Consider the following 26,342-nt stretch of genomic DNA (forward strand, 5'->3'; position numbering starts at 1 on the left):
TAGTACGCCGGGAGGGCCTCAGTCATTCCCGCGGCGGTGGCCTCGACCCGTGGGTGGAGACACCGGGGTGGATCCGGTGCCGCGATCCGGGCACCCGGCGCGACCACCGGACGTTACGGAAAGTGACGTACGGCGACGATCAGGGAGGGAGGACAGGTGGATCTCGCGGAGGTGGGATCGGTGGGCGGGTTCTTCGCCCTGCGGACAGGAGCGGTCGGCGGGGCCGACGAGCCGGGGGCGCACGCCCGCGCGTACGTTCCGTTCGCACAGATCTACGCGGGCGACATCGCGCCTCTGTCGGCGCGCGTCGACAGGGTCGCGGCGAAGCTCGGCGCGCCCGAGCGCCGGATCGCCGCGTCCGTCGCGCAGCTGGGGCTCGCCGCCCGGCTCTGGTCGATCGCCCTGGGCTCGGCCGCGCTGCACGGCGAGGTCCCGGACCTGGACCCCGCGCGGCTGCTCTGGGACCCCCTCGGCTCCTCGCCCGACGACCTCCGGCTGCCGGAACCCCGCCCCTCGCCGGCCACCGAGGGCGCCGGGGGCACATCCGCCACCGATCTCGCGGCGGCCGTACGGGACGTGGTCCAGCACGGCCATCTCGTCCCCCTGGCGGCGGCCCTGCGCGCCGACGGCCGGATCTCGCCCGCACTGCTGTGGGGCAACGCCGGCTCCGCCCTCGCCGGCGCCGTACGCGAACTGGGCACCTGGAGCCGCCGGGTGGGCCGGCCCGAGGCGGGGGAGCGGGCCGCCGCCATCGGCGCCGCGCTCTTCACCCACCCCGACCTGCGCACCACGGGCGCCTCGTGGAGCGGATCCTTCCGGCGCCGGAGCTGCTGCCTCTACTACCGTTGCCCCTCCGGCGGCCTCTGCGGGGACTGTGTCTTCGACCGGCCACCGCAGCGCCCTTCCGCATGAGAGGTTTCCGGGTGACCATGACATTGCTGAGTTCGTCGGGCGACGGGGGTATGGCGTGAAGGTCGGGCTGCTGACCCGGGAGTACCCGCCGGACGTGTACGGAGGCGCGGGCGTCCATGTCGAGTTCCTGGCGCGCGAGCTGCGTGAGCTGACCGATCTCGGCGTGCACTGCTGGGGTGAGCGCGGCGGCAGTGACGAGGAGCGGGCCCCGGGTGTCGTCCGGCACCGGGCGGCGCCAGGCCTCGAAGGCGCCAACGAGGCGCTGCGCACCTTCTCCGTCGATCTCGCGATGGCCGCCGCCGTGGCAGGCAGCGACCTGGTGCACTCGCACACCTGGTACGCCGCGCTCGCCGGCCATGTCTCCAAGATGCTCTACGGCATCCCCCACGTGATGACCGCCCATTCGCTGGAGCCGCTGCGCCCCTGGAAGGCCGAGCAACTCGGCGGCGGATACGAGCTGTCGGGCTGGGCCGAACGCTCCGCGATAGAGGCCGCGGACGCCGTGGTCGCCGTCTCGCACGGTATGCGCGCCGACATCCTCGGCTGCTATCCCTCGCTCGACCCGGACCGCGTTCGGGTGATCCACAACGGCATCGACACCCGCCTCTACCACCCGGACCGCGGCACCGACGTGCTGGAGCGGATCGGTATCGCCCCCGACCGCCCCTTCGTCCTGTTCGTCGGCCGCATCACCCGGCAGAAGGGCGTCCCGCACCTGCTGCGCGCGGCCCGCGCGCTCGATCCCGAGGCACAGCTCGTGCTCTGCGCGGGAGCGCCCGACACACCGGAGATCGAGGCCGAGTTCCGCCGGCTGGTGGACGAACTGAGCGGCAGCCGCGACGGGGTGTTCTGGATCCCCGAGATGCTGCCGCGCCCCGACGTGGTCCAACTGCTCAGCCACGCGGCCGCGTTCGTCTGCCCCTCGGTGTACGAACCGCTGGGCATCGTCAATCTGGAGGCGATGGCCTGCGGCACGGCGGTCGTCGCCTCGGCGGTCGGCGGCATCCCGGAGGTCGTCGACGACGGGAGTACGGGCCTGCTGGTGCCCTACGACGAGCGGCACCCCGACGACTTCGAGTCGGCCCTCACCGAGACCCTCAACCGGGTCCTGGACGATCCGGAGTCGGCGGCGGCGATGGGCGCGGCGGGGAGGGACCGCGCGGTGCGCGAGTTCGGCTGGGACCGGGTGGCCCGGCGTACGTACGAGGTGTACGAGGAGCTGCTCAAGTCCCGCTAGCCGGGTAGATGGATCAGGACGACCGGTAGTGGGTCGCGGACAGAAGGAGCGGCGATGCGTGGTGGACCTTCGGTGCTCGGGATCGTGCTGGCGGGCGGGGAAGGCAAGCGGCTGATGCCGCTGACGGCCGACCGCGCCAAACCGGCGGTGACCTTCGGCGGTACGTACCGCCTGGTCGACTTCGTCCTGTCGAATCTCGTCAATGGCGACGTCATGCGCAACTGCGTGCTGACTCAGTACAAATCGCACTCGCTGGACCGCCATGTCAGCACGACCTGGCGGATGTCCAGCCTGCTGGGGAACTACGTCACGCCGGTGCCCGCCCAGCAGCGGCTCGGACCGCGCTGGTATCTCGGCAGCGCGGACGCGATCCTCCAGTCCCTCAATCTCGTCCATGACGAACAGCCGGACTACATCGCGGTGTTCGGCGCCGACCATGTGTACCGCATGGACCCCCGGCAGATGCTCAAACGGCACATCGAGAGCGGCGCCGGGGTCACCGTCGCCGGCATCAGGGTGCCGCGCGCCGAGGCCTCGTCGTTCGGGATCATCACGCCGGGACCGGACGGCACCCGTGTCGACCGGTTCCAGGAGAAGCCGTCCGACGTGCCGGGGCTGCCGGGCGACCCCGAGCACGTCTTCGCCTCGATGGGCAACTACCTCTTCACCACCAAGATCCTGGTGGACGCGCTGCACCGCGACGCCGAGGACCGGACCTCGGTCCACGACATGGGCGGCTCGATCCTGCCGATGCTCACCGAGCAGGGCATGGCGCAGGTCTACGACTTCGACGACAACCACGTACCGGGCGAGACTCCGCGCGAGCACGGCTACTGGCGGGACGTGGGCACGCTCGACTCGTACTACGACGCGCACATGGATCTGATCTCGCACCAGCCGGAGTTCAACCTCGACAACAGACGCTGGCCCATCTACACGCACGCGGGTCAGCTCCCGCCCGCGCGGTTCGTGGCGGGCGGCATCGCGAGCGAGTCCATCGTGGGCCCCGGCTGTGTCATCCGGGGCCAGGTGACCCGCTCCGTGCTCTCTCCCGGCGTGGTGGTCGAGGAGGGCGCCGTGGTGCAGGGGTCGGTGCTCCACGACAACGTACGGGTGGGCCGCGGCGCGGTCGTTCGCGGCTCCATACTCGACAAGAACGTGGACGTCCCGCCCGGCGCCACGATCGGTGTCAATCCCGGACGGGACGAGGAGCTGTACACGGTCTCGAAGAACGGGGTCATCGCACTCGGAAAGGGCCAGCCGGTGCTCTAGGCCGGTTCTTCGTTCACGCGCCGGACGGTCCTGTCCGTCCCGTCCGGCGCGTGGACGACCCGCCCCTCACATCATCCGGCGCCGCCTCCCCAGCCAGGTCTGGGCGATCACCACCACCGCCAGGAACGCGCCGCTGACGACCTGTTGGTACGCCGAGTCGAGCGAACCGATCTGGTTGATGACGTTCTGGATGACCTTCAGCAGCAGCACGCCCACCAGCGAGCCGCTGATGAAGCCGAAGCCGCCGGTCAGCAGCGTGCCACCGATGACGACGGCCGCGATCGCCTCCAGCTCCATGCCGGTGCCGAGGATCGTGACGCCCGAGACCAGCCAGGCCGCGTTCAGCGCCCCGGCCAGTCCGGCGCACAGACCGGAGAGGGTGTAGACGGCGATCTTCGTACGGGCCACGGGCGCGCCCATCAGCGCCGCCGCGTCCTCGTTGCCGCCGACCGCGTACACGTACTGGCCGAACCGGCTGCGCCGCAGCATCACGGCGCCCGCGACGAACAGCGCCGCCGTGATCCACACCGGCACCCCGACGCCCAGCAGCTTCTCCTGGCCGAGGCTCGCGAAGAACGACTTCTCGTCCACCAGATAGGTGTTGGAGCCCTCGTCGGTGATCGCCAGCAGGATGCCGCGGGCGGCGAGCATCGCCGCGAGGGTGACGATGAACGGCGCGAGGCGGGCCTTCGCGATCAGCAGGCCGTTGACCAGCCCGATCAGACCGCAGACGGCGAGCGGCAGGAGCAGTGCGACGAGCGTGCCGTACTGCGAACCCCAGGCGCCGAGCACCCCGCCGAGCGCGAAGAGCGAACCGACGGACAGATCGATGCCGCCGGTGATGATCACGAAGGTCATGCCCAGGGCGACGATCGCCAGGAACGCCGACGAGACCGCCATGTTCTCCAGGTTGTCGCCGGTCAGGAAGGTGTCGAAGCCGATCGACGCGCCGATGGCGACGAGCAGCAGCGTGACGAGCGCGCCGTGCTGCTGGGCGAGCGCGCTGAGCCGCTCGGCCCGGCTCGCGCCGAGCGGCGCCTCGTCGGACGGATCCTTGCCGGGGGAGGGGCCGGTGCCCGTGGCGCGGGCCGGACGCTCCGTATGGGTGTGGGTCATCGCTTTCCCCGTTCGCGAGCCGCGTAGACCGCGAGCACGATCACCACGGCCTGGGCGATCTGCGTCCAGGAGGGCGGCAGATCGTGCTTGATGAGCGTCGCCGTCAGCAGCTGGATCAGTACGGCGCCCGCGACCGTGCCCCCGATCCGGATCCGGCCGCCGCTGAGCGGGGTGCCGCCGACGACCACCGCGGTGATCGCCGACAGCTCCATCAGGGTGCCGAGCGAGGTCGGGTCGCTGGCCTGGAGCCTCGCGGTGGCGAGCACACCGGCGATCGCGGCGAGCACGCCCGCGATGACATAGACGAGGATCAGCACGCGGCGCACCGGCAGCCCGGCGAGCTGCGCGGCGGGCCGGCTGTCGCCGATCGCGAGGAGCTGGCGGCCGAAGGTCGTACGCCGCACGGTGAATCCGACGGCGAGTGCCAGGGCGGCGGCGATCAGCACGAGATACGGGATGCCGAACAGATCGCCCGAGCCGAGCGAGGACATGCCCGGGTCGCGTACGTCCTTGAGCTGCGGCAGCAGTACGAGCGCGATACCGCGTCCCGCGACCATCAACGCCAGTGTCGCGACAATGGGTTGGACGCCGATGAACGCGATCAGCGAGCCGTTCGCGAGACCGATGACGGCGCCGCCGAGCATCGCGACGATCAGCGCCACCCATGGCCCGTAGCCGAGGTACAGCGACAGCAGCGAGGTCGACAGGGCCATGACGGAGCCCACCGACAGGTCGACGCCCTCGCTGCCGATGGCCAGCGCCATGCCCAGCGCGACGATCAGCACCGGCGCCACCTGCACGGCCTGGGTACGGAAGTTCTCCGTGGACAGGAAGTGCGGGGTGAGCGCGATGTTGACCAGCAGCAGGACGGCGACGCCCGCGTACACCCCGTAGTCCTGGAGCAGGCGCAGCAGCCGCGCGCGGTCGACGGGGGCGCCCTTCAGGGCGAGTTCAGTCATGGTCCCTCTCCCCTCCTGAGGAGGTCTTGTCGACCGGTACGGCGGCGGGGGCCGGCTCCGGTGCCGGTGCGGACCCCGGTGCCACGATCGCGGCGGCGTCGGGAGCGACCGTCTTGAGTGCCGCGTCCGACTCCGGGGCCGCCGCGATCGCTTGCAGCAGCCGGTCCTGTGTGACGTCGTCCCCGGTCAGCTCCGCCACGACGGCGCCGTCCTTGAGGACCACCACCCGGTCCGACCCCTCGATCAGCTCCTCCATGTCGGAGGAGATCAGCAGCACCCCGAGCCCCTCGTCGGCGAGTTCGTCGATCAGGCCCTGCACCTCGGCCTTGGCACCGACATCGATGCCACGCGTCGGTTCGTCCAGCAGCAGCACCTTCGGCTGCATCGCCAGCCAGCGGGCCAGCAGCACCTTCTGCTGATTGCCGCCGGAGAGCTCGCCGACCTTCTGATGCGGCCCCGACGCCTTGATCCGCAGCCGCTTCATGAAGGTGTCCACGATCTTGTCGACCTTGGCGTCGTCCACCAGACCGAACCGGGAGAGTCCCGGCAGCGCGGCCAGCGCGATGTTCTCGCGCACCGAGAGGCCGGGGACGATGCCCTCGGCCTTGCGGTCCTCAGGCAGCAGGCTGATGCCGGCCCGGATGGCGGCGGGCGTGGAGCCCGTACGTACGGCGGAGCCCGCCACCACCACCTTCCCCGAGTCCGGCGGCAGCGCGCCCGCGATGGCCTTCGCCGTCTCGCTGCGGCCCGAGCCGAGCAGCCCGCCGAGGCCCACGACCTCACCGGGCCGCACCTCGACCGAGACCTGGTGCAGCGTATGACGGACCGTCAACTCCTGTGCGCTCAGCACCGGTTCACGGCCCGCGTGATGATCACCGGTGAACTTGGTGACCCCCTCGCTGCTCACCTCGCCCATCTCGCGGCCGAGCATCAGCGACACCAACCGCAACCGGTCGAGGTCCGAGATCAGGCCCGTGTGCACGAGTTTGCCGTCCCGCAGCACCGTGACCTTGTCGCAGACCTCGTACAGCTCGTCCAGCCGGTGGCTCACGTACACCACCGCGATGTCGCGCTCCTTGAGCATCCTGATCACGCCGAACAGGGTGCGCACCTCGCGCGGTTCGAGCGACGACGTCGGCTCGTCCATGATGACCACGCGCGCGTCGACGGAGACCGCCCTGGCGAGCGCCACCATCTGCTGCGCGCCGACGCCCAGCGTCCGCAGCGGACGCTTGACGTCGACCCGCAGCCCGAGCGAGCGCAGCGCCTCGTCGGCCTCGCCGTGCATCCGGCGGAAGTCGATCAGGCCGAACCTGTTCCGGGGCTCGCGCCCCAGGAACAGATTGCGCGCCACGCTCATCAGCGGGACGAGGTTGACCTCCTGATAGATCGTGGAGATCCCGGCGTGCTGCGCCTCCAGCGGGGTCTGGAAGCGCACGGGAGAGCCCGCGTGGACGATCTCGCCCTCGTCGGGCTGGTACACACCGGTGAGCACCTTGATGAGGGTGGACTTCCCGGCGCCGTTCTCGCCGATGAGCGCGTGGACCTCGCCCGGAAGGGCGGCGAAGTCCACGCCGTCGAGCGCGCGTGCGCCCGGGAACGTCTTGGTCAGACCGGTGACCGACAGCACGTCAGAAAGCCTTGCCCAGATCGGCCTTGGCGTTCTCCGGGGTGTACGCGCCGTCCTGGATGACGATGTCCTGCGCGACCTTCTCACCCTTGGTGAAGGTGTCGAGGGTCTGGAAGGCGAGCGGCCCGAAGCGCGGGTTGGACTCCACGACCCCGGAGATCCAGCCGTCGACGATGCCCTGGACGGCGTTGCGGGTGCCGTCGACCGTCACGATCTTGATGGCGCCGGCCTTCTTCCCGGCGCCCTTCAGGGCGTTGACCGCGCCGAGGCCCATCTCGTCGTTCTCGGCGTAGATCCCCTTGATGCCGGGGTTCGACTGGATGAGCTGCTCGGTGACCTGCTGGCCCTTCTCGCGGGCGAACTCACCGGTCTGCTCGAACACCACCTTCAGATCAGGGGCCTTGGCAGCGATCTGGTCCTTGAAGCCCTTGGTGCGCTCGGTGGTGACGTTGTTGCCCGCGGCGCCGAGCAGGATCGCGACCTCGCCCTTGCCGCCGGTCGCCTCGATCATCTGGTCGGCCGCGCGCTTGCCCTGCTCGATGAAGTCCGAGCCGATGAAGCTCACATAGTCCTTGCAGGCGGTGGCGTTGATCTTGCGGTCGATGGTGATGATCGGGATCTTCTTCGCCGCCGCGCTGCGCAGCACCGGGCCCCAGCCGTCGGAGTTGAGGGGCGCGATCACCAGCAGGTCGGCGCCCTTGGCTATCAGGTCCTGCACGTCGCTGATCTGCTTGGAGAACTGAGTCTGGGCGTTGGCGGACAGGAGCTTGATCCCGCGCTCCTCGGCCTCGGCCTTGATGGACGCGGTCTCGGCGATCCGGAAGGGGTTGGCCTCCTTCTCGGACTGCGAGAAGCCGACCGTGGCGGTCTTCAGGTCGATCTTCTCGCCCCCGAACTGGGCGATGTCACAGGTCTTGTCGTCGGCACCGGGCGTGGCGACGACCTGGCCGCTGTCCTTGTCGCCGGCCGACGAGCTCTTGTCGGAGCCGTCGTCCTCGGACTTGGCGCAGCCGCTGAGTGCGAGAGCGCCGACGAGGCTCGCGGCGAGGACGGTAGTGGTGGTGGTACGGCGGACGGCGGAAAGCTTCATGGTGATCCCCATCTCGGCGCGGCCCCGGCGACCGGGACGCTCGCGGGAGGTCGGCGCCAACGGACTGACGGACTGCTCTGCGGATGTGCTGGAGTCGTTCGAAACTGGTTTTTACATCGTTGTACGGAGGCTGTAAAGCCTTCGCGCGATAACGGGCGTACGTGCGGGGGCCGGTGAGGCTCTCGGTGACCGTCCCGGCGGCGGCCGAGGCGGTGCTCCGAGGCGGTGGTCCGACGAATGGCGCCGTCCGCCCGCGGGGCGTGGCTTGCGCCCGCCGCGGAGCGGCTGATGACTCGTCGGTGCGTGCGATCGCGAGGCGGAGGATCAGCGTGCTGGACGGTCCGGACGTACGCGGATACTCCGGCGGCGCGGCCGGTGTGCGTGTCCTGCGTCGCCCGCCGGGCGGGGTCCGTCAGACACGGCCCAGGGTGCTCTCCCGTTCCACCAGCCGAAAATCGGCGCGGAGTTCACGGGGGCCGGTGCCGACCGGGTCCCCGGTGCCCAGCAGCCGGTTGACGACGGAGCGCACCGCGAGGCGGGCGATGGTCTGTTTGTCCGGCGAGATCGTGGTGAGGGTCACAGCGCCGTAGCGGCCCTCCGTGATGTCGTCGAAGCCGACGACGGCGACGTCCTCGGGGACCCGCAGCCCCCGCTCGGACAGCACCCGCATCGCCCCGATGGCGATCAGGTCGTTGTACGCGAAGACCGCGTCCGGGGTCACGCCCGAGTCGAGGAGCTGGTTCATCGCGTCGGCGCCGTTGGCGTGGTCCCAGCCGCCCGTCGGGGCGATCAGGGAGTCCGGCGACGGCAGCCCCGCCGCCTTCAGTTCGGCGCGCCAGCCGCGCAGCCGCAGATGCGACGGCTCGTTCACCTTGTCGGTCCTGGCGCCCAGGAACGCGATCCTGGACCGGCCGAGATCCAGCAGATGCCGTACCGCCATCCGGGCGGCGGCCACGTTGTCGATCGCGATGTGGTCGTACGGCAGGTCGTACTCCCGCTCGCCGAGCAGCACCAGCGGCGCGTCCTGGTCACGGCCGAGCAGATCCTCGGTCTCCAGCTCGATGGGGCTCAGGATCAGCCCGTCGATCACCCGTGCCCGGAAACCCTGGCTGACCAGGACCTCCTGCTCGCGGCGGCCACCGGTGTGGTCGAGCAGCACGGTGTACTCGTGCTCCGCCGCCACGTCGATGACCGAGCCCGCCAGCTCGGCGAAGTACGGGTTGCCAAGCTCGGGCACCGCCAGGGCGATGATCCCGGTGCGCCCCTTGCGAAGATGGCGGGCCGTGAGATTCGGCCGGTAGCCGAGTTCGTCGATGGCCAGCTGGACCCGGGCCCGCATCGCCGGCGTGACATGCCGGTAGTTGTTCACCACGTTCGAGACGGTCTTGATGGAAACGCCCGCTCGTTCCGCGACGTCCTTGAGGCTGACGGTCACCGTATTTCCCCTCCGAGGCCGGCCCGAAGGTCGCCCCTGCCCAATCTGTACAACGTTATATACGTTGCGGGACGGGTCTTTGTCATTGCCCTGGACAGCAAGTGGAACGGCATGTTGTCATGCCAACTGCCGTTCCTTCCAACGTTGTACAGACTGTCGCAACGAGCCGCCACCCTCAGTTCCAAGGAGGATTTGTGCGCATCCGAAGAAATCTCGCTCTTATGCTCGCCGCCGTCCTGGGCGTCGCCGGACTCACGGCGGTCCCGTCGGCATCGGCCGCGGACGACCCGGTCGTGCCCCATGGACTCAAGGGCGACTACTACTCGTCGTCCGCGCCCGGCGCCTTCGACTTCCACGAGCTGAAGGCCACCGGATTCGACCCGCAGATCGACTTCGACAGCCTCGAATCCCGACTCACCACGGCCACCGGCAGCGCCGACCACGCCACTGTCCGCTGGACCGGGAAGATCGTCCCTGAACAGAGCGGCCCGCACACCTTCTCGATGATCGGCGACAACGGGTTCCGCCTGTGGGTCGACGGCGAGATCGTCATCGACCACTGGGTCGACGACTGGGAGAAGGAGCAGACCGGCGACCCGGTCGAGCTCACCGGAGGCCAGGCGTACGACATCAAGGTCGAGTTCTTCGAGAACGTCGGCGGCTCGAACCTCCATCTCAACTGGACCGAACCCGGTGGCGCGAAAGAGCCGGTGCCCACCTCCGCCTTCCGTCTCCCCGACGGCTACGCGTACGACGGTGCCATCGCCACCACCGTCCTGGCCGACGGCCGCACGGTGCGGATGGAGTTCGCCCAGGAGCTCGCCGCGCCCCCGGCCGGTATCGCCGGCCACCTCGACGCGGTCATCGGCGGCGCCGAATGGCCGCTCGGATCGGTCAAGAAGGACCCCGCCGACGCCCGCAGCCTGCTCGTCGGCCTGAAGGAACCCGTGGTCGGCAAGGGCGGCACCGCCGACATCCGCTACGACGGCCAGGGCGGGCTCGCTTCACAGGGCGCCGACCCCGTGGGCGCGTTCTGGAGCAGCGGACCGAACAAGTCCGAGTACCAGCTCGCCACTCCGTGGGCCAAGGACGTCGGCCCCGACAACGCGCTGCCCGAGTACCCGCGTCCGCAGATGACCCGCGACGCCTGGCGCAATCTCAACGGCGAGTGGCAGTTCGCCGCCGCCGAGAAGGGCGAGCGCCCCCCGGTCGGCAAGAAGCTGCGCGAGAAGATCCTGGTCCCGTACCCCGTCGAGTCGCAGCTCTCCGGGCTCGAACGGCACGAGGACCGGATGTGGTACCGCCGGACCTTCACCGTCCCGAAGAGCTGGGACATCAACGACCGCGAGCACCACGGCAAGGCCGGCAAGCGTCTCAAGCTCAACTTCGACGCCGTCGACTGGCAGTCCGAGGTGTACGTCAACGGCAAGAAGGTCACCGAACACAAGGGCGGCTACGACCGGTTCTCCGTCGACATCACCGACGCGCTCAAGCCCGGCCGTACGCAGGAGCTGATCGTCGGCGTGTACGACCCGACCGACGCCGCGGACGGCGAGAACCCGCCCATGGGCAAGCAGCGCCTCGACCCGAGCGGCATCTTCTACACCTCGTCGTCCGGCATCTGGCAGACGGTCTGGATGGAGCCGGTCGCGGACGACCACGCCGACTCACTGAAGCTGACCCCGGACATCACGGCCGAGAAGCTGGCGGTCGAGGTCCGCGGCGTACGCGCGGGGGTGCCGGTCACGGCCACCGCGTACGACGGCAAGCGCAAGGTCGGCACGGTCAAGGGCCGTACGGGAGCACCGCTCAGCGTGCCGGTGCCGGACCCGCGCCTGTGGTCGCCGGAGGATCCGCATCTGTACAAGCTCGACGTGCGCATCGGCGGCGAGCGCGCCGACGGTGACCGGGTGGGCGGCTACTTCGGTATGCGCTCCATCGCCGTCGAGAAGGTCGACGGGGTGCCGCGCACCGTGCTCAACGGCAAGCCCGTCTTCCTGATGGCCACACTCGACCAGGGCTTCTGGCCGGACGGACTGCACACCGCGCCGACCGACGAGGCGCTGGCGTTCGACCTCAAGAAACACAAGGAACTCGGCTACAACTCCGTGCGCAAGCACATCAAGGTGGAGCCCGACCGGTGGTTCTACTGGGCGGACAAGCTGGGACTCCTCGTCTGGCAGGACATGCCCTCGATGCCGAAGTCCCCGGCGGCCCCCGCCGCGGCCCAGTTCGAACACGAGATGAAGGAGATGATCGACCAGCACGCCAGCAGCCCCTCGGTGATCATGTGGGTCCCGTTCAACGAAGGCTGGGGCCAGTACGACCAGGCACGGATCGCCGACCAGGCCAAGGGCTGGGACCCGACCCGGCTGGTCAACAACATGAGCGGCGTCAACTGCTGCGGGGCCGTCGACGGCAAGAACGGCGACATCGCGGACGCGCACGGCTATCCGACACCGCTGCTGCCCGCGCCCGACGGGAAACGGGCGCTGGTCAGCGGCGAGTACGGCGGCCTCGGGCTCGCCGTACCGGGCCACGCCTGGCCGGTCCAGCACACCTATGTCGGTGTCGACCAGGAGAAGTACACGGACGAGTATCTGGGGCAGCTCGACAACGTGCGCGACCTCGCCTGCCGGGGGAGCAACGGAGCCGTCTACACCCAGATCACCGATGTGGAGGGTGAACTCAACGGGCTGCTCACCTACGACCGCAAGGTCATGAAGCCCGACGTCCAACGGCTCAAGGCGGCACACGACGCCCTGATCCGCGACGCATCCGACCCGGCCTCGATGGAGTGCGCGAACTCCTGACCGGGATTTCAGGGCGCCGCACGGCTTCATCCGCCGTGCGGCGCCCACCTGTTGGCCCACCGGTCCTCCCGCCGTCTCGCACCCGTCCTTCCATCAGTTGGATGAACAGCGTGTCGCACCGGGAATAAGCAGGTCGGAGCCCGGACTTGAAACTGCTGCCCACCGCGCACACGATCCGGCGCGGCCACCGACGTCAGCAGTCAGAGCGAGGGATCACATGCCCAAGGCGTACGTCTACACCCGGTTCGGCGGTCCGGAGGGCGAAGCCTTCCTCGACCTGCCGAAGCCCGTTCCCGGCCCCGGTGAACTCCTCGTCGCCGTCCGCGCGGCCGGCGTCAACCCCGTCGACTGGAAGCTGCGCACCGGCTACACCCGGCCGGGCGCCACGCCGAAGCCGCTGCCCACCGTGTTCGGCAGCGAGGCGTCCGGAGTGGTCGAGCAGGTCGGCGAGGGCGTCCGGGGATTCGCCGTGGGCGACGCCGTCTTCGGCAACCCCGTCACCGGCGGATACGCCGAGTACACCCTGCTGCCCGCCGCGATCACCGCGCACAAGCCGGACGCCGTGTCGTTCAGGGACGCGGCGGCCCTGCCGGTCGCGGGCGCGACCGCGTACGACGGCATCAAGCAGCTCGACCTGCCGGCCGGTGCGACGCTGCTGATCACCGGCGCCGGCGGCGGTGTCGGCGTGGCCGCGACGCAGATCGCCGTCGCGAACGGCATCCGTGTCGTCGGCTCGGCGAGCGCGGGCAAGAAGGACTTCGTCGAATCGCTCGGCGCCGTCCATGTCCCGCCGGGCCCCGGACTCCAGGAGCGGGTGAGGGCCGCCGCTCCCGACGGGGTCGACGCGGTCTTCGACCTCGTCGGCGGCGCGGACCTGGAGGCCGTCGCCGGACTCGTCCCCGACCTCGCGAAGCTGATCAGCGCGGGGGACAAGCCGCGGGTCGCGACCCTGGGCGGCGCGGCGGTGGTACGGCTGCGCACGGCCGCCGTCCTCGAAGAGGTGGCCGAACTGGTCGTGGGAGGCACCCTGCGGCCGTACGTGACCCGGACCTTCCCGCTGGCCGAGGCGGCGCAGGCGCTGCGCGCGGTCGAGGAGGGGCACGCGCTCGGCAAGATCGTCATCGAGGTCGGCGCGTGAGCGCCGGGCGGCCGGCCCCCGTGTCGTACCACCCGCTCGACAATCCCGTGCTCGCCGGGCTGACCGGCCCGCACGCCCGCTTCGCCGAGCGGCGCGGCCGGGTGCTCGGCTACCAGCCCGAGGTGTCGACCTGGCTCGCCCTGCCGGAGGAGCCCGACGCACGGGACTGGGCGGACGCCGCCCCCCTGGTCGGCGCGGACGGGACGGCCACGCTCGCCGGTACGCGCGCGGTGCCCCCGGACGGCTGGGAGATCACCTTCCAGGTGGACGGCGTCCAGCTCGTCGACGAGTCCGTGGACGCGGTCCACGACGAGGAGGCGGTGGTCCTCGGCGCCGCCGACGTGCCCGAGATGCTGGATCTGGTGGAGCGCACCAGGCCGGGACCCTTCCGGCCGCGCACGATCGAGCTGGGTACGTATCTGGGCGTCCGCCGCGACGGCGAGCTGGTGGCGATGGCGGGGGAGCGGCTGCACCCGCCGGGCTGGACCGAGATCAGCGCGGTCTGTACGGCGCCCGGGTACCGCGGCCAGGGGCTGGGCGGCCGGCTCATCCTGGCGGTGGCCGCGGGGATCAAGGAGCGCGGCGAGACGCCGTTCATCCAGGCGGCCGGGGACAACGAGAACGCCGTCCGGCTCTACGAGGCGCTGGGGTTCCGGCTGCGCCGCCGTATCGCGTTCCTCGGGATCCGCGCCCCGGAGCCGTCCCGTGTCCCGGCGACGGCGGGCGGCTGAGCCGAGTTGAGCCGTGCTCAGGAAGGGCGGCGGGCGGACACACGGGCACACGCCGATGGGGCGGGTGGACGGCCTGTGAACGGCCGTCCGCCCGCCCCTGGGGCGGGGGTGTCCGGGCTACGTCTGGGTCTGCTGACTCATCTCGCTCGCCCGACGGCCCGTCCGATTACGCATACGGCCCGCCCTCATCGCCGCGGCGCCGCAGATGAGGCCCAGGACGGCTACGAGTGCACCAGCGATGACGTTGCTGAGGAACACACCGCGGTCGGGACTGGAACCGACGACCCACGGCGCGGCAACCATCCAGGCGCCCATCAGGCACAGAGCCCAGCTGAAGCCGTACGTCCGGGTCGGGGTCGCGGAGAACACGAGGGCCAGGCCGGCGATCGCGGCACCCATGATCACGTTGTGGACCACCAGCACCGGCTGGCTGGCCGTGTAGTGGAGGATCCACGGTGAGAGGGCGATGAACAGGCCGGCGAGAAAGATCGGCCCGTCCAGCAGTGCCACATCACGTCCACCGAGCACGCGGGCGTACCTGGCCCGCATCTCTGGTACGTCAGGGTGAGCACCTATGTCTCCCCTGGTGTCGGTAACACCGGGGCGAGAACCTGTGTCTCCCCTGGTGTGTGAAACATCGGCCATGAGTCTCGACTCCTTCGGTCATGAGAGGTTCGACCGCGTTGCTCTGGATCGAGCGGTACACGACCATTCTGCCCCCTATTCACCCTTATGTGTAGTTGGGCGGTGAACAAACCGCCCCGTACCTCATGGCAAACTGTTCGAGGCCGCTGGGCCGGACGGCCGTATCCGCGAAGGGCCCGACCGGCTCCGAACGGGTGATGACGAGTGATAGGGAACGGCACCGGCGATGACGTTGACAGATGACGGGACCACGGTCGGCGAGAGCGGACCGGTCGCCGCGTACGACTCCGGCGACCACGGCCCGTATGTCCACGGCCCCGGTATCGACCCCGACCGCATGGCCGTCTGTCTCGCCGTGCTCGACGAACTGGACAAGCTCGACGTCGACCACCCCGACGCGGTGGCCGTGCGCCGCGCCACCGCCGGGATCTACCGGACCGTCAAACAGCGCCGCCGCCAGGAACGCCGGGCGGCCAAGACCGCCAACGACAAGGCGGTCACCGAGGCCACGGCCACCGGATCCGCCGAGCGCATCGACGACGAGACACAGGGGCTGCTGCCGTCGTCCTCGGTCGCGGGCGAGATCGCCGGCATCCTCCAGCGGCCGCGCTCCTGCTACATCTGCAAGACCCGCTACGTCGAGGTCGACGCCTTCTACCACCAGCTCTGCCAGGCGTGCGCCGCCGAGAACCGCGCCCGCCGGGACGCCCGTACGGACCTCACCGGCAAGCGCGCCCTGCTGACCGGGGGCCGCGCCAAGATCGGTATGTACATCGCGCTGCGCCTGCTGCGCGACGGCGCGCACACCACCATCACCACCCGCTTCCCCGGCGACGCGATCCGCCGCTTCAAGGCGATGGAGGACAGCGCCGACTGGATCCACCGTCTCAAGATCGTCGGGATAGACCTGCGCGACCCCGCCCAGGTGGTCGCCCTCGCCGACTCCGTCGCCGCCGAGGGACCGCTGGACATCCTCATCAACAACGCCGCGCAGACGGTACGCCGCTCCCCGCAGGCCTACAGCGAGCTGCTGGCCGCCGAGTCCGCGCCGCTGCCCGCGGGCGAACTCCCCTCCTCGCACGTCATCGGCGCGTTCGGCAGCGGTGCGCAGGCCGTGCTGCCCGCCGGGGGCGACGATGCGCTGAGCGCGTCGGACATCACCGGTCTGGCCCTGGTCGGCGGTTCGGCCACGCTCGCCCGTATCGAGGCGGGCACGGCGATCGACGCGGGCGGGCTCGTGCCCGACCTGCACGACACCAACAGCTGGATCCAGACGGTTTCCGACGTCGATCCGGTGGAGCTCCTCGAAGTCCAACTCTGCAACTCCACCGCGCCGTTCATCCTGATCAGCCGGCTGCGTCCGGCGATGGCCGCGGCGGCGGCCGAGCGCACGTACGTCGTGAACGTATCGGCCATGGAAGGCGTGTTCAGCCGCGGCTACAAGGGCGCCGGCCATCCGCACACGAACATGGCGAAGGCCGCGCTCAACATGCTGACCCGCACCAGCGCGCAGGAGATGTTCCAGTCCGACGGGATCCTGATGACCGCCGTCGACACCGGCTGGATCACCGACGAGCGCCCGCACCCGGACAAGATGCGGCTCGCCGAGGAGGGCTTCCACGCCCCGCTGGATCTGATCGACGGCGCGGCCCGCGTCTACGACCCGATCGTGCGCGGCCAGGGCGGCGAGGATCTGTACGGCTGCTTCCTCAAGGACTACGCGCCGGCCAACTGGTAACCCTCGCCAACTCCTGGCGGGCGGCGCGCCGTCCGGCATGGTCTCCTGATCGTTGTCCGGAAGTGACCCAATGCACGGGCCCCATCGAGCGCGCCCGCGCTCATTTGGTTAATGTATGGCGCACGGACGCCACCCAGGGACCCACGAAGGTTCCTCGGCCGTCCCGGGACCGGCCTGCAACCAGGCCACCGCCCCGCCCGAAAACCGGCGCCACCGCGACCGAACTGCCCTTGCCCCTGCCCCGTTCGGCGGTCGGCGCCCGGTACGAGTCCGGAGTCGGCGCGCCCGGGGTTACGCGACACAAAGGAGTGCGCGGTGACACCTGAGAACGCTCAGCACGAGAACGGCCCGGCCGAACCGGTCGGTGGACGGGGCGACGGCCCCCAGAAGCTCCGGAACATCGAGGTGTGGGCCAGGTCCGCGCCGATCAGGCTGGCGGGCTACGAGGACGACCTCGCGGAGCCCCACATCCTCCAGGGCATCGACTAGACAGTCTCCGCGGAGTCCTGTCCGGGCCCGGAGCCCTGGATGCATCGACCGTTCTCGAACGCCGGGCGGGCCGCATGTGCGGCCCGCCCGGCGACGGTTGGGCCCAGGTGCTCCACATGTGTCCCCCCGCTTGCGGGGTGGCTCCGTGTCCGGCAGATATGGAGTCACAGTCCGGGACGAACAGCTGGGAGACCCCGTGGAATGCCTACCCATTCGCCCTCGGCACGCCGCGCTCGCCGTGCTGTCGGCCGGCATTCTGATCATCGCCGGCTGTGGCGAGGACGGTGTCGGCGAGGACCCGCGGGCGGCGAAAGCCGCGAGCGCGGCGTCCAAGAAGGTCCTCCTCCAGCCGCTCGCCGCCCCGGGCCCCGCCCCCTTCACCGAGTCGACGGCGGCGCCGCTGCCGGACGCCACGCCCTCGGTCCCGCCGTCGTCGAGCGCGCCGGCCGAACCGAGCGCCTCCGGCAGGGGCGCCCAGGCGATGCGCTCCGTCTCCGGTGCCACCGCCGGACTGTACGGCGGTACGAAATCCGTCACCAGCTGCGACGTCGGCGCCCAGGTCCGGCTGCTCACCGCCGACCCCGCCAAGGCCACCGCCTTCGCCCGCGGCGCGGGCGTCAGCGGTGCCGCGGTCCCGAATTTCCTGCGCGGACTCACCCCCGTCGTGCTGCGCGCCGACGTACGTGTCACCAGCCACAGCTACCGGGACGGGGCCGCCGCCGCCCACCAGGCCGTACTCCAGAGCGGCACCGCCGTACTCGTGGACGACCGCGGACTGCCCAGGGTCCGCTGCGCCGGCGGGAACCCGTTGCGCCCTGCCGTCGCGCCGCGCGCCGACGTGGTCCGCCAGGGGACGCCCTGGAGCGGCTACCGGCCCGACCGGGTCGTCGTGGTCAACCGGAGCACCCGGGTGCTGAGCGCACTGGTGATCGTCGCCGACAACGCCTGGATCGAGCGCAGGACCGGCACCGACGGCGACCAGGACAAGAAGCCCGACGTGCCGCCCCCCTACCCCCCGGACACCGACATCATCGACCCGTCGTTGGAGCCGCCCGCACCGGACGACACCGCGCCGGCCGTCCCGGAGCCCGACGCCCCCCGCAGCGACCCGGCGCCCTCGCCCGACTGCCTCACCCCGGACGCCCCGGCGCCCGACGAGCCGGAGAACATGGCGGCCCCGTCCGACTGCCCCACGCCCACGCCCACGGGGGAGCCGGACGGCGGTGTCGACCCGGACTACCCGGTGATGCCGATGTCCCCGGAGCGGCAGGGCCCCGACCTGACGCCGGACGGCGATCCCGGCGCGCTGTCCGGCCCTGACGCGCTGTCGGACGGCGGCACGCTGTCCGACGACGCCCTCACGCCGTCGGCGTCCGATGGCGACCCGGCCGGGCCCGTCTTCCAGGGCTGACCGGCGGTCCCCGGCCCGGCCGAACCACGTACCCGCACCAGGTACCACCCGACCAGTCGAGATATCCGACAAATGATGACAGAGTGACCCCATGGTTGATCGGGAAGCGGGGCCCCCGTCGCTCCCCGACGACTGGCCCGCGAAGCCGGAACTGAGCCTGTCCCTCAACGGCATGGGCTGCTTCGACTGGGACATCGGCAGTGGTCTGCTCCATCTGGACGGGGTGGCGCTGGAGATCCTCGATCTGACCGACGACGAATACGACGGCACGCGCTCGAAGCTCCTGGAGCGCCTGCCGCCCGGCGAGGGCGACCGGCTCGACGCCGTCGTGGGGGAGGCGCTCAGCGGCGGCGGGAACGGCGGCGGTGGCGGGGACGGCTACGGTGCCTATTTCCGCGTCCGGCGCCGTGACGGCACCCTGCGCTGGACCCATTCGCAGGGCGCCGTCCGCCGTGACGGGCACGGCCGCCCGCGCCGTCTCATCGGCATCGTCCGCGACGCCACCCAGGAACTCGCCGACTCGATGGCGCGGCTCGAACTGGACGAGGAGCGCCGGCGCAGGACCACCGTCGTCGAGGGCGCCACCGCCGCCCTCGCGCACGCCCGGACGGTCCAGGACGTCATCGACGTGCTCAAGCATTCCGACGGACTCGAACACCTGGGCGCCACCAGCATGGTCATGGGTCTCCTCGACTCGGGACGCATCCATCTCGTCGCCGAGGGGCCCGCGGGCTCCTTCGTGCCGGGGACTCGTGTCACACGGGTGGACGAGGAGTATCCGATGAGCGAGGTGATCCGCACGCTCAGCCCGCGGTTCATCGAGTCCGCGGACGACTTCGCCGTCTCCTACTCGGGCCTGTGGCCCCACATCAGCCATCTCGGCATCACCTCGGCGGCCTATCTGCCGCTGATCGCGCAGGGCCGCCCCATCGGGGCCGTCGGGCTGCTCTACGGCGACAAGATCGGCTTCACCACCGAGGACCGCAATCTGCTGGTCGCCCTCGGCAGCAGCATCGCCCAGAGCCTCCAGCGCGCCGTCCTGTTCGAGCAGGAGCACGATCTCGCCGAGGGGCTCCAGCAGGCGATGCTGCCGCGCCGTATCCCGGCCGTGCCCGGCGCCGAGATCGCCGTCCGCTACCGATCGGCCCGGCTCGGCAGGGACATCGGCGGCGACTGGTACGACATCGTCCCGCTGCCCGGCGGCCGGGTCGGCGCCGTCATCGGAGACGTACAGGGTCATGACACCGACGCCGCGGCCGTGATGGGACAGTTGCGGATCGTCCTGCGGGCGTACGCGGCCGAGGGCCACACCCCGGCCACGGTGATGGCGCGCGCCTCGGTCTTCCTGCACGAACTCGACACCGACCGCTTCGCGACGTGCGTCTACGCGGAGGCCGACCTGGCCACGGGCGTCGTCCGGGTGGTCCGGGCGGGCCATGTCGATCCGATGATCCGGGACACGGACGGCAGTTGCCGCCGGCTGCCCGCCGAGGGCGGGCTGCCGCTGGGGCTGTCGGCGGAGTTCGGCCGGCTCGACTACCCGGTGAACACCGTCGAACTGGATCCCGGCCAGACGCTGGTCCTCTACACCGACGGTCTGGTGGAGATCCCAGGAGTCGATCTGGACGAGGGGATGCAGAGGCTGGCCGCTCTGGTCGCGGGCGGCCCGCGCGACCTCCAGGAGCTGGCCGACCGGCTGTGCGAGGCGGTGGACGAGCGCGGCGGCGAGGACGACGTCGCCGTACTGCTGCTGCGCAGGCGGGGCGCGTACGCGGGCAGGACCGGCGGCAAACTCCAGCAGCACGTCGGGCAGGGCGACGCCGAGGCGCTGTCGTCGGCCCGTCACATGGTCCGGGCGGCGGTACGCGCGTGGGGTGCGGGCGACCGGTCGGACGATGTCGAGCTGGTGGTGGACGAGCTGATGACCAACGCGCTGACGCACACCGACGGTGATTCGATCGTGACCGTGCGGGTGCTGCCGGGGGTGGAGCGGCGGCTGCGGCTGGAGGTCGAGGACCGGTCGAGCGCCCTGCCCCGGATCCGGGACGCGGGCGAGTCGGGGGTCTCGGGGCGAGGTCTGGTGCTGGTGGACGCGCTGTCCGACGAATGGGGCGTGGAGTCGCGAGGCAGCGGCAAGTGCGTGTGGAGCGAGTTCGTCATCTCGGGCCGCCCGGAGCGGGACGGCTGAGAGGGCAACGGGGGGTGCGGGGCGTTACAGTGGCGCTAACTGTGCGTAACGCGTTCGTACTTGATCGTAACCGACCGGAGGCGATTGACTTGCAGCTCCCGGCTCCCCTCTCCGGCGCGTTCCCCGCAGGCCATTCCCTCCGCGAGACATGAGGCCCCCTTGACCACCGAGCTGCTGGCACCTCTCGATCTGGCCTTCTGGCATCTCGAATCACCGGACCACCCGATGCACCTCGGCGCGCTCGCCGTCTTCGAGGCGGCGCCGGACGGCCCCGGCGCGCCGGGCGTGCGGACCGGTGTCGGCGACGACGCGCTGCTGGACCTGCTGGCCACCCGCGCGGCGGCCGTCCCCCGGCTGCGGATGCTGGTACGGGACGTCCTGCTGCCCGTCGGCGGCGCCGCCTGGAGCGTGGACAAGGACTTCGACGTACGCAGGCACGTCAGGCTCGTGGAACTGCCGCCCGGGGACTTCGCCGAGGAGACCGCGCGGCTCGCCGGGGAGCTGATGGAACGCCCGCTGGAGCGCGGCATCCCGCCCTGGGAGATGTACGTCCTGGCGGGCCGGCCGACGGGCGGCGGGGCGCCGGGCGGTGACGGATCGATCGGCGGTACGTCGCCGGGCGGGCGGCCCTTCGCCGTACTGGTGAAGCTGCACCACGCCCTCGCGGACGGTATGCGCGCCGTGGCCATCGGCGCCGGGATCTTCGACCAGATCGCCGACGCGCGAGCCGCCGGCGCCCGCCGCGCCCGCCCCGCGCCGCCCCGCTCCTGGCTGTCCGGCCCCTGGCAGGTGGCCGACATGGCGAGGCACCGGCTCGGCGACCTGGGCCGGGCGCTCGGGATCGGCGCCTCCGTCGTCCGTGCCAGCCGGCTCGACCTGCGCGGTACGCCGGCCCTCACGGCGGGCTCCAGCGGCACCCGGCAGCTCGCCACCGCCGTGCTCGCGCTGGAGGACGTACGGCAGGTGCGCAAGGCGCACGGCGGCACGGTCAACGACGTACTCCTCGCCACCGTGGCGGGCGCGCTGCGCCGCTGGATGCTGGAGCGGGGCGAACAACTGCCGGACTGCGACCCGCGTTCCGATCCGCGCGCTCTCGTGCCGGTCTCGGGACGGCGGCCGAGCCGGGCCAGGCAGGGTACGGGCGCGGGCGGCGGCTCCGGCTCGGGCAACATGCTCTCCGCGTATCTGCTCGGCCTGCCGGTCTCCGAGCCCGATCCGCTGTCCCGGCTGACCGCGGTGCGCCGGGCCATGGACCGCAACAAGAAGGACGGTCCCTCACGGGGCGCCGGAGCCCTCGCCGTACTCGCCGGGCAGCTGCATCCGCTGGCGCACCGGCTCGGCGCGCCGATCGCGGGCAGTGCGGCCCGGATGCTCTTCGACGTGCTCGTGACGAGCGTGCCGCTGCCGCGCGCGACGCTCTCGTTCGGGGGCTGCCCGCTGCGTGAGATCTATCCGATGGCGCCGCTGGCGCGTGGTCAGTCCCTGGCGGTGGGGCTGACGACGTACGGCGGACGGGTCCATGTCGGTCTCGTCGCCGACGGCAAGGCCGTGCCCGATCTCGGAGGGCTGGCGAAGAACATGAACGAGGAGCTGAACGAACTGCTCCGCGCGACGGCGCCCACCGGCGCCGTCGGCCCCATCCGCCCTGCCGGCCCCGTCATGACCGCCGACACCGACGTCGAGGCCGTCGTGGCCACCGTCCCCGTCGAACGCGACCTGTCTGCCGTGTCCGCTGTGCCCGCGGTGTCCGCCGGGGCCGACCTGGGCGGATAGATCGGACAATTCCCGACGCGAGCGGTGCGGCCGGGTGAAGTCCTCAAGCGCCGCACAGGCTGAACGGACACGGCGCGGACACAGCTGGGACACAGTCCCCGGTGCGGCGGACTTCGCTGCCTCGAAGGTGTTGACGCCACCCAGTCATCCGATGAATATTCTGGGTGTCAACTTCGGGAGGCCCAGCGCAATGCGGCAGAACACGCTCGGAAGCGGCGAGGTCGGCGTATCCGAGCTCTCCTTCGGAACGGCCGGGATCGGCAATCTCTACACCCCCGTCGAACCGGAGCGGGCCGCGGCGGCCGTCGACGCCGCCTGGGACGCGGGCATCCGCTACTTCGACACCGCACCGCACTACGGCCTCGGCCTCGCCGAACGCCGCCTCGGCGAGGCCCTGCGCTCCCGCCCCCGCGCCGAATACACCCTGTCGACCAAGGTGGGCCGGCTGCTGGAACCCCTGCCGTTCGCGGACGGCGACGACCTCGACAACGGTTTCGCCGTCCGTGCCACGCACCGCCGCGTCTGGGACTTCAGCGCCGACGGCGTGCGGCGGAGCATCGACGACAGCCTGGAGCGGCTCGGCACCGACCGGATCGACACCGTCTATCTGCACGACCCGGACGACCACGTCGCCGACGCCTTCGGGCAGGCGTACCCCGCGCTGGAACGGCTGCGGGCCGAGGGAGTCGTCGGCGCGATCGGCGCCGGAATGAACCAGACGGCCGTGCTCACCCGCTTCCTCCGGGACACGGACGTCGACGTCGTCCTGTGCGCGGGCCGCCACACCCTCCTCGACCAGTCCGCCCTCGCCGAACTCCTGCCCGAGGCCGCCGCGCGCGGCCGGAGCGTGGTCGTCGGCGGCGTCTTCAACTCCGGGCTGCTCGCCGACCCGCGCCCCGGCGCGACGTACGACTACACGGCCGCCCCGCCCGCACTGCTGGAACGCGCCCTGCGCATCAAGGCCCTCGCCGAGCGGCACGGAGTCCCGCTGCGCGCCGCCGCGATCGCCTATCCGCTGCTGCACCCGGCCGTCGCGAGCGTCCTCGTCGGCACCCGGTCCGCGGAGGAGGTCGAGGACGCGGCGGACATGTACGGCCGCACGGTCCCCGACGCGCTCTGGGACGACCTGCGCGCCGAGGGCCTGCTGGAGGGCGACGCCCGATGAGCGAAGCCTCCCTCCGGCCACCGACCGCGTCTGCGCCGGTCGTGGACGCCCACCACCATGTGTGGGACCTCTCCGTACGGGACCAGGACTGGATCACCGGCCCCGCCATGGCACCCATCCGGCGGAACTTCGCCGTCGCCGATCTCGCACCGGAGGCCCGCGCGGCCGGAGTCGGCGCCACCGTCCTCGTCCAGACCGTCACGGTCGCGGAGGAGACCCCCGAATTCCTCGCCCTCGCCGACACGAGCGAGCTGATCGCCGGAGTCGTCGGCTGGACCGACCTCACGGCCCCCGACGTCGCCGACACCCTCGCCGCGCTGCGCGAGATGCCCGGCGGCGACAAGCTCGTGGGCATCCGGCACCAGGTCCAGGGCGAACCCGACCCCGAGTGGCTGCTGCGTCCCGACGTACTGCGCGGGCTCACCGCCGTGGCCGCCGCCGGGCTCGCGTACGACCTGATAGTCCAGCCGCACCAACTCCCGGCCGCGACGACGGCCGCCGCGCTGCTGCCGCAGCTGACCTTCGTGCTCGACCACCTCGGCAAGCCGCCCGTCGCCGCCGGCGACCTCGACCCCTGGGCCGGTCACATCCGGGCGCTGGCCGCCAGACCCAACGCCGTCTGCAAGCTCTCCGGGCTTGTCACCGAGGCCGCGTGGGACTCCTGGACGGCGGACACGCTGCGCCCGTACACCGAGACCGCGCTCGACGCGTTCGGCTCCGCGCGGCTGATGTTCGGCTCGGACTGGCCGGTGTGCCGGCTGGCCGCCTCGTACGCCGAGGTCGCGGCCGTCACCCGTACGCTGACCGGCGATCTGAGCGAGAACGAGCGGCGGGCGGTCTTCGGGGGAACGGCCACGGCGGTCTACGGACTCTGAACCCGGCGCCCGCCGGGCGTTCGCGCCGGTGCTGCGGCACGCTTGACGCATGCCGGAAGTCCCCGAAGTCGAAGCGCTGAGAGAGTTCCTCGACGGCCATCTGGTCGGCAAGGAGGTCGCCCGCGTCCTGCCCCTGTCGATCAACGTCCTCAAGACGTACGACCCGCCGCTCACCGCCCTGGAGGGCACCACCGTGAGCGGGATCGAGCGGCACGGCAAGTGGCTCGACATCGTGGCGGGCACCTCCGGGCTCCATCTCGTGATCCATCTGGCCCGCGCGGGCTGGCTGCGCTGGAAGGACGAGTTCCCCGCGGCGCCGCCGCGCCCGGGGAAGGGGCCGCTGGCGCTGCGGACCGTCCTGGCCGGGGGCGACGGCTTCGACCTGACCGAGGCGGGCACCACCAAGCGCCTCGCCGTCCATCTCGTACGCGACCCCTTCCAGGTGCCCGCCGTCGCGACCCTCGGCCCCGACCCGCTGGACGACTCCTTCGACCGGGACGCCCTCGCCGCGCTGCTCGTGGGGGAGCGGCGGCAGCTCAAGGGCGCCCTGCGGGACCAGCGGCTGATCGCGGGCATCGGCAACGCGTACAGCGACGAGATCCTGCACGCGGCGAAGATGTCACCCTTCAAGCCGGTCCAGAATCTGACCGAGGACGAGATCACCGTCCTTCACGGTGCGATGCGCGACACGCTGAACTCGGCGATCGAGCGCTCGCGCGGCGTCGCCGCGGGCCGGCTCAAGGCCGAGAAGAAGAGCGGACTGCGGGTGCACGGCCGGGCCGGCGAGACGTGCCCCGTCTGCGGCGACACCATCAGGTCGGTCGCCTTCGCGGACTCCTCGCTCCAGTACTGCCCGACCTGTCAGACGGGCGGCAAACCGCTCGCCGACCGCCGGACGTCCCGGTTCCTCAAGTAGCGCCGGCCGCCTCCGTACGAAGGCCCTCTCACCCGCCCCGTACCGTCAACCGTCCCTGCCGTCACCCGCCGCGTACTGTCATCAGCCGGTGGCCGTCCGCCGTGCGCACCTCGAACCGGTCGATCTCGTACGGCCGCAGCGCGGCGCCGCCCCACGTGACCATCGGCCCGTCACTGTCGGCGCGGGCGGACCAGGTCATCACGGTCTCCTCCGACCCGTCACGGCCCACGGCGATCAGCGCGCACACCCCGGCCGCCGCCGACTTCGACAGCTCCAGCGCGATGTCCGTGCCCCAGCCCCGCTCCGCCGCCGTCACGACGGCCGCCGTCCCCGTCCTGCGGTCCTTCGCCGTCCACCGCTCGGCCGTCGGCACCGCCGGGGAACCGCCGCCCCGCTGCGCGTCGACGATCGCGAACGGGCCGCCCACCGCGATCACCATCGCCGCCGCCAGCAGGGCAAGCCGCCGTCTGCGGCTCACCCGCCGCCGCGCGGCCGTCCCAACGAGCATCCGGTGCAGCAGCTCGGGCCCGGCCGACACGATGGGCGCCACCCGCGCGGGGGTCTGCCGCGTGTACTCGTCGAGCTGACCCCTCACCGCGTCGAAATCGCCCAACAGCAGTGTGCAGTGCGGACAGTCCATGAGATGGTCCTCGAAGCGGAAGGCGTCGGCCGCGTCGAGGACGCCGAGCGCGTAGGCGCCGACGTCGCGATGGATCTCCGGGGTCCGCATGCCCCCTGATACGGGGCGCGACGGCGAATCACTCAAACGACATCCTTGTCCACGCATCGATATCCACCTCCGATCCGGG

Annotated in this window: 21 protein-coding genes; 14 read left to right on the plus strand and 7 right to left on the minus strand. The window is 71.4% G+C overall.

Translation table 11 applies throughout. From position 1 onward, the window contains the following. Positions 1–156: 156 nt before the first annotated feature. From ACFWHU_RS23730 to glgC, 3 genes are read left to right on the plus strand one after another with little or no spacing between them, the layout of a single operon-like run. Complete coding sequence (locus ACFWHU_RS23730; protein WP_387226963.1) at positions 157–912, plus strand: (2Fe-2S)-binding protein; 756 nt, start codon at positions 157–159, stop codon at positions 910–912. A gap of 55 nt (positions 913–967) precedes the next feature. Further along, positions 968–2,149: a glycogen synthase gene (gene glgA / locus ACFWHU_RS23735; RefSeq protein WP_385800072.1), complete on the plus strand. Its 1,182-nt coding sequence runs from the start codon at positions 968–970 to the stop codon at positions 2,147–2,149. Positions 2,150–2,203: 54 nt separating this feature from the next. Continuing rightward, positions 2,204–3,421 carry a glucose-1-phosphate adenylyltransferase gene (glgC, locus tag ACFWHU_RS23740; protein WP_385800074.1) on the plus strand — a complete coding sequence of 406 codons (1,218 nt, stop codon included), beginning with the start codon at positions 2,204–2,206 and terminating at the stop codon, positions 3,419–3,421. A gap of 66 nt (positions 3,422–3,487) precedes the next feature. On the opposite strand, the gene ACFWHU_RS23745 is transcribed toward glgC, so the two are convergent. From ACFWHU_RS23745 to ACFWHU_RS23765, 5 genes are all read right to left on the minus strand, one after another. Further along, on the minus strand, positions 3,488–4,537 hold the full coding sequence (locus tag ACFWHU_RS23745) for an ABC transporter permease (RefSeq protein WP_147877874.1): 1,050 nt from the start codon (positions 4,535–4,537) through the stop codon (positions 3,488–3,490). Continuing rightward, on the minus strand, positions 4,534–5,496 hold the full coding sequence (locus ACFWHU_RS23750) for an ABC transporter permease (protein ID WP_385800078.1): 963 nt from the start codon (positions 5,494–5,496) through the stop codon (positions 4,534–4,536). Before ACFWHU_RS23750 ends, ACFWHU_RS23745 begins: the two co-directional genes overlap by 4 nt. After that, positions 5,489–7,126 carry a sugar ABC transporter ATP-binding protein gene (locus ACFWHU_RS23755; RefSeq protein ID WP_387226966.1) on the minus strand — a complete coding sequence of 546 codons (1,638 nt, stop codon included), beginning with the start codon at positions 7,124–7,126 and terminating at the stop codon, positions 5,489–5,491. Before ACFWHU_RS23755 ends, ACFWHU_RS23750 begins: the two co-directional genes overlap by 8 nt. Before the next feature lies 1 nt (position 7,127). Then, complete coding sequence (locus ACFWHU_RS23760; RefSeq protein ID WP_385800082.1) at positions 7,128–8,216, minus strand: ABC transporter substrate-binding protein; 1,089 nt, start codon at positions 8,214–8,216, stop codon at positions 7,128–7,130. Positions 8,217–8,628: 412 nt separating this feature from the next. Beyond that, complete coding sequence (locus ACFWHU_RS23765; protein WP_385800084.1) at positions 8,629–9,651, minus strand: LacI family DNA-binding transcriptional regulator; 1,023 nt, start codon at positions 9,649–9,651, stop codon at positions 8,629–8,631. A 221-nt stretch (positions 9,652–9,872) separates the two neighbouring features. Here ACFWHU_RS23765 and ACFWHU_RS23770 point away from each other — a divergent pair, with 221 nt between their 5' ends. The 3 genes from ACFWHU_RS23770 to ACFWHU_RS23780 all read left to right on the plus strand — a co-directional run bounded on the left by ACFWHU_RS23770 (position 9,873) and on the right by ACFWHU_RS23780 (position 14,333). After that, complete coding sequence (locus tag ACFWHU_RS23770) at positions 9,873–12,464, plus strand: PA14 domain-containing protein (RefSeq protein WP_385800210.1); 2,592 nt, start codon at positions 9,873–9,875, stop codon at positions 12,462–12,464. Between the two features lie 217 nt (positions 12,465–12,681). Then, entirely contained in the window at positions 12,682–13,602 is a 921-nt protein-coding gene (locus tag ACFWHU_RS23775) for an NADP-dependent oxidoreductase (RefSeq protein WP_387226969.1), read from the plus strand. Next, positions 13,599–14,333 (plus strand): GNAT family N-acetyltransferase, encoded by a 735-nt coding sequence (locus ACFWHU_RS23780; RefSeq protein WP_387226972.1) that lies wholly within the window; start codon positions 13,599–13,601, stop codon positions 14,331–14,333. Before ACFWHU_RS23775 ends, ACFWHU_RS23780 begins: the two co-directional genes overlap by 4 nt. Before the next feature lie 117 nt (positions 14,334–14,450). Here ACFWHU_RS23780 and ACFWHU_RS23785 read toward each other — a convergent pair whose 3' ends face one another. Continuing rightward, positions 14,451–14,978: an SPW repeat protein gene (locus ACFWHU_RS23785; protein WP_385800090.1), complete on the minus strand. Its 528-nt coding sequence runs from the start codon at positions 14,976–14,978 to the stop codon at positions 14,451–14,453. 337 nt (positions 14,979–15,315) lie between these two features. Here ACFWHU_RS23785 and ACFWHU_RS23790 point away from each other — a divergent pair, with 337 nt between their 5' ends. The 8 genes from ACFWHU_RS23790 to ACFWHU_RS23825 all read left to right on the plus strand — a co-directional run bounded on the left by ACFWHU_RS23790 (position 15,316) and on the right by ACFWHU_RS23825 (position 25,533). Then, positions 15,316–16,716 carry an SDR family NAD(P)-dependent oxidoreductase gene (locus tag ACFWHU_RS23790; RefSeq protein WP_387227271.1) on the plus strand — a complete coding sequence of 467 codons (1,401 nt, stop codon included), beginning with the start codon at positions 15,316–15,318 and terminating at the stop codon, positions 16,714–16,716. A gap of 315 nt (positions 16,717–17,031) precedes the next feature. Further along, positions 17,032–17,205 carry a hypothetical protein gene (locus ACFWHU_RS23795; RefSeq protein ID WP_385800092.1) on the plus strand — a complete coding sequence of 58 codons (174 nt, stop codon included), beginning with the start codon at positions 17,032–17,034 and terminating at the stop codon, positions 17,203–17,205. A gap of 196 nt (positions 17,206–17,401) precedes the next feature. Continuing rightward, positions 17,402–18,616 (plus strand): DUF6777 domain-containing protein, encoded by a 1,215-nt coding sequence (locus ACFWHU_RS23800; protein ID WP_387226974.1) that lies wholly within the window; start codon positions 17,402–17,404, stop codon positions 18,614–18,616. 91 nt (positions 18,617–18,707) lie between these two features. Next, positions 18,708–20,804 carry a SpoIIE family protein phosphatase gene (locus ACFWHU_RS23805; protein WP_387226977.1) on the plus strand — a complete coding sequence of 699 codons (2,097 nt, stop codon included), beginning with the start codon at positions 18,708–18,710 and terminating at the stop codon, positions 20,802–20,804. 159 nt (positions 20,805–20,963) lie between these two features. Next, positions 20,964–22,577, plus strand: coding sequence for a wax ester/triacylglycerol synthase family O-acyltransferase (locus tag ACFWHU_RS23810; protein WP_387226979.1), 1,614 nt, complete (start codon positions 20,964–20,966; stop codon positions 22,575–22,577). A 190-nt stretch (positions 22,578–22,767) separates the two neighbouring features. Continuing rightward, positions 22,768–23,742, plus strand: coding sequence for an aldo/keto reductase (locus ACFWHU_RS23815; RefSeq protein ID WP_385800100.1), 975 nt, complete (start codon positions 22,768–22,770; stop codon positions 23,740–23,742). Continuing rightward, positions 23,739–24,617 carry an amidohydrolase family protein gene (locus ACFWHU_RS23820; RefSeq protein ID WP_387226981.1) on the plus strand — a complete coding sequence of 293 codons (879 nt, stop codon included), beginning with the start codon at positions 23,739–23,741 and terminating at the stop codon, positions 24,615–24,617. The genes ACFWHU_RS23815 and ACFWHU_RS23820 overlap by 4 nt, the downstream gene beginning before the upstream one ends. Positions 24,618–24,666: 49 nt before the next feature. Further along, positions 24,667–25,533 carry an Fpg/Nei family DNA glycosylase gene (locus ACFWHU_RS23825; protein WP_385800104.1) on the plus strand — a complete coding sequence of 289 codons (867 nt, stop codon included), beginning with the start codon at positions 24,667–24,669 and terminating at the stop codon, positions 25,531–25,533. Between the two features lie 61 nt (positions 25,534–25,594). On the opposite strand, the gene ACFWHU_RS23830 is transcribed toward ACFWHU_RS23825, so the two are convergent. Further along, complete coding sequence (locus ACFWHU_RS23830; RefSeq protein WP_385800105.1) at positions 25,595–26,299, minus strand: zf-HC2 domain-containing protein; 705 nt, start codon at positions 26,297–26,299, stop codon at positions 25,595–25,597. Between the last annotated feature and the right edge of the window lie 43 nt (positions 26,300–26,342).

Origin of the sequence: Streptomyces sp. NPDC060366 (assembly GCF_042725135.1) — a bacterium.
Classification (GTDB): Bacteria; Actinomycetota; Actinomycetes; order Streptomycetales; family Streptomycetaceae; genus Streptomyces.